Below are 12,995 nucleotides of genomic sequence, written 5' to 3' on the forward strand. Positions count from 1 at the left end.
GGCGCGCGTCGCCTGCGCCACATCGTCAGAGACGATCGCACGCCTCGAGCGGGGCGCGCAGCGCAACCGCTCAGGCGGCGGCGATGACCTCGAGCACGGCCTCGCCGTAGGCCTCGCGCTTCTTGGCGCCGATGCCGGAGACGCCGTCGAGATCGGCGAGGCTGCCGGGGCGACGTTCGGCGAGCGCGCGCAGCGTCGCATCGCCGAAGACGATGTACGCGGGCACGCCGAGCTCCTTCGCGACGCCGGTGCGCCAGGCGCGCAGCGCCTCGAAGACGCCGAGGTTCGCGGGGTCGAGGTTGTCGGGCGCCGTGGTCTTGCGCACCCGGGCGACGCCGCCCGAACGGCCCATCACATCGCGGCGCAGTGGCACCGCCGTCTCACCGCGCAGCACGCCGGCGGCCGGCTCACCCAGTGCGAGCGTGCCGTACTCGCCGCGGGCGACCAGGATGCCGCGGGCCAGCAGCTGGCGGATGACGCTGCGCCAGTCCTGCTCGCTGAGGTCGGCGCCGAGGCCGTACGTGGAGAGCTTGTCGTGGCCCTGCTGGCGGACGCGGTCGGTCGACCCGCCGCGCAGGATGTCGATGAGGTGGCCGGCGCCGAACGCCTGACCGCGCTCGCGCTGCAGCCGCACAATGGTCGACAGCAGCTTCTGCGCCGGGACGAGGCCGTCCCACGTCTCGGGCGCCTCGATGCAGGTGTCGCAATTGCCGCACGGGCCCGATGCCTCGCCGAAGTAGTCGAGGAGGTTCTGGCGGCGGCATCCGATCGTCTCGCAGAGAGCCAGCATCGCGTCGAGGTGCTGGCCGAGACGGGTCTTGAAGGCTCGGTCGCCCGGAGACTGGTCGATCATGCGCCGCTGCTGCACGACATCGCCGAGCCCGTAGGCCATCCACGCGACGGACGGCTCGCCGTCGCGGCCGGCCCGGCCCGTCTCCTGGTAGTACCCCTCGACGGACTTCGGAAGATCGATGTGCGCGACGAAGCGGACGTCGGGTTTGTCGATGCCCATGCCGAAGGCGATCGTCGCGACCATGACGACGCCGTCCTCGCGGAGGAACCGCGACTGGTTCGCGGCACGGGTCTCGGCAGGAAGCCCCGCGTGGTACGGCAGCGCGTCGATCCCCTGCGTCGAGAGGAACTCGGCGGTCTGCTCGACGGACTTGCGACTCAGCGCGTAGACGATGCCGGCCGATCCGACACCCTGCGACCGGATGAAGGCGACGAGCTGGCGGCGCGGGTCGGACTTGGCCTCGATGCGGTACTGGATGTTGGGCCGGTCGAAGCTCGACACGAAGTGCAGCGCGTTCGGCAGCTGCAGCCGCTCGGTCATCTCGCGGTGGGTCGCGGGCGTCGCCGTGGCAGTGAGGGCGAGCCGCGGCACGCCGGGGAATCGTTCGGCGAGGGCGCCGAGCGCGAGGTAGTCGGGCCGGAAGTCGTGGCCCCACTGCGACACGCAGTGCGCCTCGTCGATCGCGATGACGCTGAGCTTTCCGCGTGCCAGGAACCGCAGCGTCGTCTCGGTGTTCAGCCGCTCGGGTGCGACGTACAGCAGGTCGAGTTCGCCCGCGAGGTAGGCCCGCTCGACGGCCGCGCGTTCGGGCGGCGCCTGCGTCGAGTTGAGATAGGCGGCGCGCACGCCGTTGGCGAGGAGGGCGTCGACCTGGTCGTGCATGAGCGCGATGAGCGGACTCACGACGAGCCCGGTCCCCGGGCGCACGAGCGCCGGCACCTGGTAGCAGACGCTCTTGCCGCCACCGGTGGGCATCAGCACGACGGCGTCGCCGCCCGAGACCACCTGGTCGACGATGGCCGCCTGCTCGCCGCGGAACGCGTCGAACCCGTAGACCTCCCGCAGCACCGTGCGCGGATCCGCGCCGGTGAAGTCGCGCCGCGGGCCTGCCCCCGCGAACGGGTCGAAGTCGGTGGAGGGGCCGGCACCGAAGTCCGGCGGCGGCTGCCAGCCGTCCTCGGGCGGTGCCCACGCGTCGTCCGGCAGGGGCGCATCGCCGAACTCGGGCGGCAGGAGATCGGGCTCCCACGCGAGGTCGGCGTACGGGTCGCCCTGCGGGATGGTCACCCGTCCCAGCGTAGCCGCGGGATCCGACGTGATCCCCTCCGACGGCGAGCCGGCGGAGAACCCGGTCGCATCCGGCGGGCGGCGCGGCTGGGGAGGAGCCGGACGGTGAGGCGGCCGCGGTCCGGCGGTCCTCAATTGAGGCAACGAGCTCGAATGCGGGGCGACACGCCGCCGGCCGCTCCTCAACTCGGCGGCTTTCCTCAGCTGAGGAAAGCCGCTTCCGCCTCAGCGAACTGGCTCAACGCCACAGGGCTCTCAGCACCACTTGGCGGCGATGGCGTTGATGACGGTGGCGTTGCGGCTCGTCGCGACGCCGAGCAGGTTCGCCGCGCCGAGGGGGTCGACGTTGCCGGCCTGGTAGCCGGGACCCAGCAAGGCGTGCGCGACGCGTCCTCGCACCACCATGCCGCCGACCGGCGTCGCGAGCCCTTCCACGCGCGCCACCGTGTCGGCCGACAGCTCCTCCTTGAGCAGATAGACGTAGTGCCGCTCGAGCCCGGGCCTCTCGGCGCCCAGCGCCGCAGCCTCGCGAGCGATGTCGGCGACTTCGGCCGCAGTGAACACCATGGTCGGAACGTCGAATCCACGGTCGGCCGCGAACGCATCCTCGAGCGCCGCCTCGATCTTCGCCCGCGAGCGCATCGGCGTGGTGAACCGCACGTTGCCGGTGTTGATGTGCGTCTCGACGTCGGTGAACCCGACGCTCTCGACGGCACGCCGGATGTCGTCCTTCGCGAACTTGCGGTTCGCGCCCAGGTTGATCGCGCGCAGGAACGCCACGTAGGTCGGCATCACGCCATCATGACGGATGCCGTGGCCCGCGGCATCCGTTATCGTCTTCGTCATGCAATGCCTGTGACCTGCCTTCGTCACCATCTCCCGAACACGGATGCCGCGTCGCGGCGTCCTTCGAAAGGCATCGCATGTTCTCGTCCCCGTCCTTCCCGCTGCGCGGCAAGACCGCCCTCGTCACCGGCGTCTCGCGCCGACGCGGCATCGGCTACGCCGTCGCCACCCGGTTCGCGCGGCTCGGCGCCGACCTCTTCCTCCACCACTACTCCGCTCACGACGCCAACCAGCCTTGGGGCACGGACGACCTCGGCGCCGTGCGCGACGGCCTACGAGCCGAGCTCACGGCGGGTGCGCAGCTCGGCGACGTGAGCGCCGACCTGCGGGACGCGGCATCCATCCCCCTCGTTCTCGACGCGGCCCGGGCGCTCACCGGACGACTCGACATCCTCGTGTGCAACCACGCGCAGTCGGGCGACGACGGATCGATCCTCGACATGACGGCCGACCGGCTCGACTCGTTCTGGCAGACCAACACCCGCTCGACGATCCTGCTGACCCGCGAGTTCGCCGCGCGGCACGCCCGGGACGGCACGGCCGCGCGGCCCGGGGAGCGCGTCGCGCGTCGCGGCCCCTTCGCCGAACCGGTCGGGCGCGTGTTCTGGATGACGTCGGGGCAGATCCACGGCCCGATGCGGGGCGAGGTCGCGTACGCCGCGAGCAAGGCGGCACTTGCCGGCGTCACCCAGACCGTCGCGGCGGAGCTGCTCGACCTCGGGATCATCCTCAACACGATCGACCCGGGTCCGGTCAACACCGGCTACCTCGATCCCGCCACGACCGACCGGCCGCTCGAGGAGATCGAGGAGTGGATGCGGTCGACCCCGTTCGGCCGCTACGGCGAACCCGCCGATCCGGCGCGCCTCATCGGATGGCTCGCGACGCCGGATGGCGCGTGGGTCGTCGGCCAGGTGCTCTCCACCGACGGCGGACTCGGCCTCGGCTGACCTCTCTCCTGCTCGCAGCCGCCGTCGGGCTGCCCGCTCGACCGCGACAGTTTGCTGCGAGCGCGGCGTCGCGGGACGCAGCGCTCGCAGGAAAGAGCAGCGGATGCCGCGGCCCCGGGCCGCGCGACATCCACCGGGGGCCGCGCGGCTCAGAGCCGGACGACCTCGGTGACCCGCACCACGGCGGCCCCCGCCTCGACCGAGGCAGCGAGCTCGACGACCCCGCGGATGCGCCAGTCGTGGTCGCCGGCAGGATCGTCGACCGTCTGCTCGACGCGCCAGACACCGGAGGCGGCATCCGTCTCGTCCACCGTCACGAGTCGCGGTGAGCGCGCGGGACCGCCGGTGAGGATCTCGTCGTGCTCGTCGAAGTACGCGTCCAGCGCGGCCGGCCAGTCGACGTCGGGGTCGAGCTCGGTGAGTTCGTCGTCGCGCTGCAGGGCGGCCAGCTGCACGCGGCGGAACAGCTCGTTGCGCACCAGCACGTTGAACGCGCGCCGGTTGGTCAGCACCGATGGCGGCGCGGGCGGCACGACCGGGGCCGTGGGGTCGGCGACGGGGTTGACCAGGGCCTCCCACTCGTCGACGAGGCTCGAGTCGACCTGTCGCACGACCTCGCCCAGCCACGCGACGATGTCGTGCAGCTCGTCGGTCTGCGCCTCGGTCGGCACCGTCTGCCGGATCGCACGGTACGCGTCCGACAGATAGCGCAGCACGAGCCCCTCGCTGCGCGACAGCTGGTACAGCGAGATGAGCTCCGAGAACGACAGCGCCCGCTCGAACATGTCGCGCACCACCGACTTCGGCGACAGCTCGAAGTCGCGGATCCACGGCTGGCTCGACGCGAACACCTCGTATGCCTGGCTCAGCAGCTCCTCGAGCGGCTTCGGGTACGTGACCTCCTCGAGCAGGGCCATCCGCTCGTCGTACTCGATGCCGTCCTGCTTCATCGCCGCCACGGCCTCGCCGCGTGCCCGGTACTCCTGCTGCGAGAGGATCTGGCGCGGATCGTCGAGCGTCGCCTCGATGACGCTCACCACGTCGAGCGCGTAATGGCCCGTGCCCGCCGCACCGGGCGCGTCCTCGGGGTCCAGCAGGCCGATCGCCGCGAGCGCGAACGGCGAGAGCGGCTGGTTGAGGGCGAAGTTCGGCTGCAAGTCGACCGTGAGGCGGATCTGATTCCGGATGCCGCGGCCCGCGGCATCCGTGCCTCCGCTCCGGTCGATCTCGACCACACCGGCGGTGAGCAGGGTGCGGAAGATCGCGATCGCCCGGCGTGCGAGCTCGTAGCGCCTGGCTCGCGGTTCGTGGTTGTCGAAGACCAGCGACCGCACGTTCTCGAACACGTCGCCGCCGCGGGCGATGACGTTGATGAGCATCGCGGCGGTCAGCGACAGCTGCGGCACCAGCGGCTCGGGCTCGGCGTCGACGAGGCGCTCGAAGGATCCGAGGCCCCAGTTGACGACCCCGGTCGGGGCCTTCTTGCGCACGATCTTCCTGCGCTTGGCGGCGTCATCGCCGGCCTTGCGGAGCGCCGCCTCGTTCTCGATCTCCCACTCCGGCGCCATCACGACGACGGTGCCCGACGTGTCGTAGCCGGCGCGGCCGGCGCGGCCGGAGATCTGGTGGAACTCGCGTGCCGACAGCTGCCGCATCTTCGTGCCGTCGTACTTCGACAGCGCCGTGATCATCACCGTGCGGATGGGCACGTTGATGCCGACGCCCAGCGTGTCGGTGCCGCAGATGACGCGCAGCAGGCCGCGCTGCGCCAGCGTCTCGACGAGCCGGCGGTAGCGCGGCAGCATGCCGGCGTGGTGCACGCCGATGCCGGCCCGCACGTACCGTGACAGGATGCGGCCGAACGCCGTCGTGAAGCGGAACCCGCCGATGGCCTCCGCGATCGCGTCCCGCTGCTCGCGGGAGACGATCCGGATGCTCGACAGCGCCTGCGCCCGCTCCATCGCGGCAGCCTGCGAGAAGTGGACGATGTACACGGGCGCCTCGTTGGTCTGCAGCAGCTCCTCGACGGTCTCGTGCACGGGGGTGCGGGCGTAGGAGAAGTGCAGCGGCACCGGACGGTCGACGCCGGTGATCCGCGATACCGGACGGCCCGTGCGGCGTTCCAGGTCCTCCGCGATCGCGGCGACATCGCCCAGGGTCGCCGACATGAGCACGAACTGGGCGCGCGGCAGGAGCAGCAGCGGCACCTGCCAGGCCCACCCGCGATCGGGATCGCCGTAGTAGTGGAACTCGTCCATCACGACCTGGTCGACGTCGGCTCCCGCACCCTGGCGGAGCGCGATGTTCGCGAGGATCTCGGCGGTGCAGCAGACGATCGGCGCATCGGGGTTGACCGACGAGTCGCCGGTGACCATGCCGACGTTCGCAGCGCCGAAGATCTCGACGAGCGCGAAGAACTTCTCGCTCACCAGCGCCTTGATCGGCGCCGTGTAGTAGCTGCGTCCGCCCCGCGCCACGCACGCGGCGTGCGCGGCGACGGCCACCAGCGACTTGCCCGTGCCGGTCGGCGTCGACAGGATCACGTGCGAGCCCGACACGATCTCGATGACCGCCTCGTCCTGCGCGGGATACAGGGCGAAGCCCTCGTCGGCCGCCCACTCGACGAACGCGTCGTAGAGCGCGTCGGCGTCGGGTGCGGCCGAGCCGGCCGCCGCCGCCGCGGTCGCGATGGTATCGAGGAGCGTCACCGTCCGAGTCTGTCAGGTCACGTCACCGGGACGGACCGCGGGGGTGGGGGGATGCCGCGGCTGCGGCATCCCCCCACCCCGCCTGCGTGCCCGGGTTCAGCGCCCCAACTCTGCCAGGATGACGTCGGTGTAGGCGGCGTACCCCTCGTACGTCGGGTGGAAGTAGCCCGCGGGGTCGCCCACCGGGTCGGTTCCGAACCACGGATCGCTGGGCACACCCGGCACGAGCTGCACGCCGTGCCCTGCGAAGGCGTCGACCACGTCCGCGTAGACGACGTCGACACCAGTGGCGGCAGCCATGGCGACGGCGGCCTGGATGGCGGCGTTCAGGGCGTCGGTGGCATCGTTCACCGCCGCGACGAGGGCCGCGAGCTGAGCGAACTGCGGAAGGCCCGGCGGTGCCTCGAGCAGGTGCGGGTAGCCGGTGACGACGATCGTCGCATCCGGCGCACGCTCCGCGATCGCGTTGATCAGGGACGTGAGCGGAGCGACGAGCCCCGGTGCCGAACTGATGGCGTTCTGAATCGCGGCGAGGCAGGGCGAAGGATCGCCGCCGGCCGCGGCCATCGAGCAGGTCGCGTAGACCTGATCGAGATCGAGGTCGTTCGCGCCGACGGTGAGCGTCACGACGGTCGTCCCGCGGTTCACCTGCGACAGCTGACTGAAGGTGTCGGCGATCGTGGCGCCGCTGCAGGCCGCGTTGCGCAGCAGGTTGAACTTCGGCTCCGCATCGAGCTGTGCCGCGTAGCCGCCGTCGGTCCGGACGCAGGTGTCCAGCGGGGCACCACCGCCTTGGCCCGCGGCGATCGAGTCGCCGAGAGCGACGTACTTGGCGACCATCAGCGGTGAGGCCGTGGCCGGTCCGGCCGCACCCGCCACCAGCATGCCGGCTCCGAGTGCGACGGCCGCGAGCGCGGCCAGTAGACGTCGTTTCATGATTCCCCTTCGAATCCCTGACAGGATCGATTCCCCCGAATCGAACCGCGCACACCGCGGATGATGCCGACGATAGACCTGTGGCATCCCTCCCGCCAGGGGTGCGGCTGCACCCGCGGTGGCGGAATCCGGCGCGGGCGACGTACGTTGAGAACGACGACGGAAGGATTCCTGTGACCGACACCACTGCGCAGACCATCGTGACCCGCAACGACGAGGACCGCCGATACGAGGTGCACGTCGACGGCGTGCTCGCGGGATTCACCGTGTTCCGCATCGATGCGCGCGGACGCCTGCACTTTCCGCACACCGAGGTCGACCCGGCCTTCCGCGGGCGGGGCATCGCGCAGACGCTCGTGGGCGAGGCGATGACGGATGCCGCGGCCCGTGGCGAGACCGTCGTGCCCCACTGCCCCGTGGTGGCGAAGTACCTGCGCGAACACGAGGTGCCCGGGCTCACCGTCGAGTGGCCCGACCAGCCGCACCCCGAGTGAGCACTCCCACATGACCAGACTGGACGCCGACGACGCCGTCGCCACCGAATCGGCGGTCGACTGCCCAGGACCGCGCACGCTCCTGCTCGAGACCCGCGAGGTGCCGCTCGGTGGCGTGCGCGCCATGTCGGTGCACCGCTCGCTGCCGCAGCGCGACCTGCCGCTCGTCGGCGCCTGGTGCTTCCTCGACCGCTTCGGGCCGCAGCAGACGCGCATGCGCGTCGAGCCCCACCCCCACATCGGCCTGCAGACCGTCACCTGGCCCTACCTCGGCGAGGTGCGCCACCGCGATTCCGTGGGCAGCGACGTGGTCGTGCGTCGTGGCGCGCTCAACCTCATGACGAGCGGGGCGGGCATCTCGCACTCCGAATACTCGCTGGGAGAGGATGCCGCACCGCTGGACGCGCTGCAGTTGTGGGTCGCCCTGCCCGAAGCCCGGCGACACGGTCCTCCCGCTTTCGAACAGCACGCGGTGCTTCCCGAGCTGGAACTCGTCGCGGTGGACGGCGCCGCCGGCGCCGCGACCGTCGTGCTCGGCCGGCTCGGCGGCGTGGCCTCGCCCGCGACCGTGTACACGCCGATCGTCGGAGCCGAGCTGCGCATCGCCCCCGGCTCCACGGTGCGCGTGCCGTTGAACCCGGACTGGGAGCACGCCCTCATCGTCGTATCCGGCGACGCCGAGGTCGGTGAGGGCGACGCCGTGGAGACGGTGGCTGTCGACACGGCCCACCTGCTCTACCTCGGCACGCGACGCGACGATGTCATCGTCTCGAGCGGCGCCGGCGCGACGCTGTTCCTTCTCGGCGGCGAGCCCTTCGAGGACGACGTCGTGATGTGGTGGAACTTCGTCGGCCGCACGCACGAAGAGATCGTGGAGGCTCGCGAGGCCTGGGAGTCCGGAGGCGAGCGCTTCGGCCACGTCGTCGACCACGGCGACGAGCGGATCCCGGCGCCTCCGATGCCCGCCGTCCGGCTCACCCGCCGCCGGCGCCGGCTGTAACTCATCCCGGCACGCGGGCGCCGCGTCGGCGATTCCGATCGCGTCGGGACGCGGCATCCGTCTCCCGACGCGAAGAGGCGCCCGGGCCGCAGCCCGGGCGCCTCTTCTTGCCGGAACGCTTACGGGACGTCGACCGAGACGACCGTGCGCACCTGCGAGTCGCCGTAGCGCACGACACCCAGGTAGCTGCCCGCCTCGAGGCCCGACCACGACACGTTGTACGTCGTGGGCGTGGCCTGCTCCGCGTCGATCACCGCGGGGTCGGCGGTGAGCGAACCCACGCCTCCGGCCCCGACGAGGGTGCTCGTCGCCGTCCAGGTGAACGGCGCGGTGAACGCGTACACGTCCGCCGTGATCAGGTACCACCCGGCGGTCGGCTGCGCGATCTGCACGGCCTCATCGGCCGAGCCGGTCGCGGACGTCCAGGCCTGGTAGTACCGGTGATCGGTCTCGCTCACGACGCGCATGACCGTGAGGTCGAGGTCGCTGCCCGTGTCGTCCGACGAGTCCAGCTCGAACCGCGCGAGCTCGGTGCCGGCAGCCACCTGCACGAGCTTCTCGGTCTTGCCGTCCGTGGCCGCGCCGGTGGTCTCGTCACCGTCGATCAGCACGTCCTCCTTCGCGAGGCCGAACACGTTCAGCGGCAGCTCGCCGGTGTAGCCCGGGGTGATGGTGATGTCGACGTCGCCGTCGGCACCCTCACCCGAGACCGCCGTCGGGGCATCTGCCGTGACCGGGAACACCGCGATCGGCGAGCGCACCGACGTGTCGGCGCCGGTCCACGTGAGGAAGCCGGTCGCCCACTCCTCGACGGGAGCCGTCGCGTTGGTGAACTCGATGGTGAACGTCTGCGTCTTGCCCGCCTCGATCGTGAACGAGGAGGGAGTGACGACCGCGTCGACACCGGGCACATCGACCGATGCCGTGTACGTCCCGGCTTTGGCAGCCGTCACCGTGCGGGTGATCGTCTGGTTGCCGGCCAGCGCGCCCACGCCGATCGAGGCGATGTTGAGGTCGCTCGGGTCGGTCGGGTCGACACCCTCCCAGTAGTCCGCACCGAGGGCGCCCTCGATGTACGACTGCCAGTCCGAGGCACCGTTGAGGTACAGCAGTCCCGGGTTGAAGTACTTCGTCGGGTCGACGTGTCCGGCACCCTGCGTGAACGGGTCGGTGACCGGCTGGTTCTTCGAGTCGACGAGGTCGTACGCGGTCGTCATGAGCGCGGACTTCACCTCGGCCGGCGTCGCCTTCGGGTACTTCCCGAGGTACAGGGCACCGAGACCGGCGACGTGCGGCGACGACATCGAGGTGCCCGACATGAAGCCGAACGTCGGCGCGGATCCCTTGGCGTTGTTCGTCGCCGCGAGGATCGCCACACCGGGGGCGGAGACGTCGGGCTTGATCACGTCGCTGCCGTCGGCCAGCATCGGTCCGCGGCTCGAGAAGCCCGCGATCTGCGGCGTCGGCGTGGGGATGCCCGTCACGTTGTCACCGACGAGGGTGATGGTGGCGGCCGCGTTGCCCTTGACGTACGCCAGGAGCGCGTCGCGGTACTGCGCGTCGATGTGCACGGTGGGCACCGAGTGGAAGTCGTTGTCGAGCGAACCCGGCGTGACGTTGACGAGCACCATTCCGATGCCACCGGCCTCGGCGACAGCCTGCGACTTCTCGACGCGGGCGTTGGTACCGCGATCGCACACAACGATCTTGCCGGCGACCTTGGCCGGGTCGAGCGTGCCGAGGAAGCAGAGCGAAGCCTCGTTCGGTGCGGCGCCTGCGAGGGCTGCCTCACCGGCGTAGACGGCGTTGCCCGAGACCTTGCCCTCGGGCTGCGAGAACACCGTCACCGAGGCGCCGACCGCCTGCTGGCCGTTCCACTGCACCGTTCCCTCATAGGTGGGAATGGTGGATGCTGCGACCGTCGTGTACCACGGCGATGCGTGGTCGGCGGTGGCGGCGTCGGGGCCGTCGTTGCCGGCACTCACCGACACGAAGACGCCCGCGGCAGCGGCGTTGAGGAATGCGATGTCGTCAGCCTGCAGCACGCTCGTGGCGGAGCCGCCGCCGATCGAGTAGTTGATGACGTCGACGCCGTCGGCGACGGCGGCGTTGATGGCGGCGATCAGGTCGCTGCCCGCGCAGATGTCGTCATCCGTCGAGAGCGGGTCCGGTCCGCCGTAGCAGGCCTTGTAGGCCGCGACCTTGGCGGCGGGAGCCACTCCCGAGATCTTGCCGAAGTCGATGCCCTCGACCGAGGCCGAGACGCCGAAGTTGCCCGCGGCGGTGCTCGCCGTGTGCGAGCCGTGGCCCTCGAGGTCACGCGGTGATGCGAAGTCCGTCTTGAACGAGAAGCCCGAGGCCGCGGCACCGGTGTTGAAGTAGCGCGCGCCGATCAGCTTGGTGCTGTAGTCCTGCTTGCTCCACTGCTCGCCGGCCACGCGCTGGGTCACGAACGTGCCGCCGTCGGCCTTCTTGTAGACGATGTTGTCGCCCGAGAGATAGGGCTCGCTGCTCGGCTTGGTGCTCAGCTTGCTGCCGGCGAACGAGGGGTTCTCGGGCGAGATGCCGGTGTCGACGACGCCGACGACGATGCCCTTGCCCGCCGCTGCCGTGCCGCCGACGCTGTCCCACACGCCGCCGCTGCCGTTCGCACCCGCTCCGAGACCGAGGAACTCCGTCGAAGGCACCGCGGCGGTCGGGTGGTAGATCTCGTCGGGGAACACCCCGAGCACGTCCTTGTCGGTCTGCAGCTTGCCGACCTGCTCTGCCGTCAGGTCCGCACTGAAGCCGTTGAGCACGACCTGGTAGGTGCTGGCCGGAGTCACACCGTTCTCGGTGGCGAAGTCCGCCTGCTCCTTCTTGAGATGCGCGACGTACTTCTGCGAGTTCGCGGACTGCGCGTCGAGCTGGTTGCCCTTGCCGGGCTTGGTCGGGGCGATACCGCTCACGCCGCCGTCGTAGGTCGCGAGGGGCGCGCCCTTCAGGACGACGATGTAGTGGCCGCCGGCGGCGTCGACGGGAACAGGTGCTGTCACCGCCTCGGGTACCGCGCCGAAACTTGCTGTGGCAGTGCCCGCGAACAGCGCGGCGAGTGTGACGACCGCTGCTGCTCTGACGGAGGATCGACCCATGTGTGGCCTCCAGGTTGATGTGCTGGGAGTTGCCGCGCCACATCGTTGGGGCGCAGCGATCTCAAACGTAACTGTCAGCGGAATCTCAGTAAATGAGAGATGTGTGAGAAACGTACTTCCGTAGCCAAGTACGCTGGGCAGGTGGCTGATCGAACCCGGATTTCAACGAGCGTTCTGCTCACCTGCGCCGCGATCGGCGTCGCAACGGGTGTTCTGCAGGCCGGAGCCGGTGCGATCAGCGGCTTCGTCTCGGCGGGTGCGCCGATCCTCTACGGGCTCGTCCTCGGGGTCCACGTCCTTCCCGGTGTCGTCGCGCAGGATCTGCTGCGCCGGCCGTGGGTCGCCCTCATCACGCACCTCATCGCCGCCCTCGTCGCCAGCGCCATCGTGCCGCTGTGGATCGGGCGCTACATCGGCACGGCCCTGCTGATCGGCGGCCTGCAGGAGATCATCGCGGCCACGTCGCGCTATCGCCGCTGGGAGCCCTGGCGCTTCTTCCTCTCGGCGGTCATCGTCGGCGCCGTCATCGCGGTGGCGATCTGGTTCGCGGCCGACGTCACGAAGTTCGCCCTGTGGGCGCAGATCGTCTACGTCGCTCTCTTCATCGTCGGCCCCGTGGCGTGGACGGCCATCGGCCTCGCCATCGGCGGTGCGCTGCGCCGCGCCGGCGTGGCTCGCCGCAGCCGCGCCTGACGCGCCACTCCCCGCGCCCGCGCCCCGGGCCGCAGCGCCTGCCGCTCCCGGCCGCCCCGCCGTCGCCGTCGCGCGCCCGTGGGACGTCTTCCCGTGACTTGCCGTATATATACGCGACACCCTGGCGTGTCGCGTACATATATACGCCAAGTCATCC

9 protein-coding genes are annotated in these 12,995 nt (G+C 70.8%); 4 read left to right on the top strand and 5 right to left on the bottom strand.

Features of this window, described 5'->3' with window-relative positions:
• Positions 1 to 70: 70 nt before the first annotated feature.
• Entirely contained in the window at positions 71 to 2,080 is a 2,010-nt protein-coding gene (gene recQ, locus ACI3KY_RS07010; protein WP_404929463.1) for a DNA helicase RecQ, read from the bottom strand.
• Between the two features lie 255 nt (positions 2,081 to 2,335).
• Positions 2,336 to 2,926: a DUF1697 domain-containing protein gene (locus ACI3KY_RS07015; RefSeq protein ID WP_404929464.1), complete on the bottom strand. Its 591-nt coding sequence runs from the start codon at positions 2,924 to 2,926 to the stop codon at positions 2,336 to 2,338.
• A 77-nt stretch (positions 2,927 to 3,003) separates the two neighbouring features.
• Here ACI3KY_RS07015 and ACI3KY_RS07020 point away from each other — a divergent pair, with 77 nt between their 5' ends.
• On the top strand, positions 3,004 to 3,876 hold the full coding sequence (locus tag ACI3KY_RS07020; RefSeq protein ID WP_404929465.1) for an SDR family oxidoreductase: 873 nt from the start codon (positions 3,004 to 3,006) through the stop codon (positions 3,874 to 3,876).
• 149 nt (positions 3,877 to 4,025) lie between these two features.
• Here ACI3KY_RS07020 and ACI3KY_RS07025 read toward each other — a convergent pair whose 3' ends face one another.
• A complete protein-coding gene (locus tag ACI3KY_RS07025) occupies positions 4,026 to 6,584 on the bottom strand; it encodes a DEAD/DEAH box helicase (protein ID WP_404929466.1) in 2,559 nt (852 codons plus the stop codon).
• Positions 6,585 to 6,680: 96 nt separating this feature from the next.
• The gene (locus ACI3KY_RS07030) at positions 6,681 to 7,520 is read right to left on the bottom strand and encodes a GDSL-type esterase/lipase family protein (RefSeq protein ID WP_404929467.1); all 840 of its coding nucleotides are present in this window, start codon (positions 7,518 to 7,520) and stop codon (positions 6,681 to 6,683) included.
• A gap of 101 nt (positions 7,521 to 7,621) precedes the next feature.
• On the opposite strand from ACI3KY_RS07030, the gene ACI3KY_RS07035 reads away from it, so the two are divergent.
• Together ACI3KY_RS07035 and ACI3KY_RS07040 are read left to right on the top strand one after the other, a co-directional pair.
• Entirely contained in the window at positions 7,622 to 8,014 is a 393-nt protein-coding gene (locus tag ACI3KY_RS07035) for a GNAT family N-acetyltransferase (RefSeq protein ID WP_404929489.1), read from the top strand.
• A gap of 10 nt (positions 8,015 to 8,024) precedes the next feature.
• Entirely contained in the window at positions 8,025 to 9,014 is a 990-nt protein-coding gene (locus tag ACI3KY_RS07040) for a pirin family protein (protein ID WP_404929468.1), read from the top strand.
• Positions 9,015 to 9,133: 119 nt separating this feature from the next.
• On the opposite strand, the gene ACI3KY_RS07045 is transcribed toward ACI3KY_RS07040, so the two are convergent.
• On the bottom strand, positions 9,134 to 12,145 hold the full coding sequence (locus tag ACI3KY_RS07045; protein ID WP_404929469.1) for a S8 family peptidase: 3,012 nt from the start codon (positions 12,143 to 12,145) through the stop codon (positions 9,134 to 9,136).
• 141 nt (positions 12,146 to 12,286) lie between these two features.
• On the opposite strand from ACI3KY_RS07045, the gene ACI3KY_RS07050 reads away from it, so the two are divergent.
• The gene (locus ACI3KY_RS07050) at positions 12,287 to 12,838 is read left to right on the top strand and encodes an ECF transporter S component (protein WP_404929470.1); all 552 of its coding nucleotides are present in this window, start codon (positions 12,287 to 12,289) and stop codon (positions 12,836 to 12,838) included.
• The last annotated feature ends 157 nt before the right edge of the window (positions 12,839 to 12,995 follow it).

It is taken from the genome of Microbacterium sp. ZW T2_14, from assembly GCF_044987405.1.
Lineage (GTDB): Bacteria > Actinomycetota > Actinomycetes > Actinomycetales > Microbacteriaceae > Microbacterium.

Bases quoted from the DNA above. Each gene is read 5' to 3' on its own strand.
- ACI3KY_RS07015 (WP_404929464.1), bottom strand. From the start codon at position 2,926: ATGACGAAGACGATAACGGATGCCGCGGGCCACGGCATCCGTCATGAT.
- ACI3KY_RS07020 (WP_404929465.1), top strand. From the start codon at position 3,004: ATGTTCTCGTCCCCGTCCTTCCCGCTGCGCGGCAAGACCGCCCTCGTC.
- ACI3KY_RS07030 (WP_404929467.1), bottom strand. From the start codon at position 7,520: ATGAAACGACGTCTACTGGCCGCGCTCGCGGCCGTCGCACTCGGAGCC.
- ACI3KY_RS07040 (WP_404929468.1), top strand. From the start codon at position 8,025: ATGACCAGACTGGACGCCGACGACGCCGTCGCCACCGAATCGGCGGTC.
- ACI3KY_RS07045 (WP_404929469.1), bottom strand. From the start codon at position 12,145: ATGGGTCGATCCTCCGTCAGAGCAGCAGCGGTCGTCACACTCGCCGCG.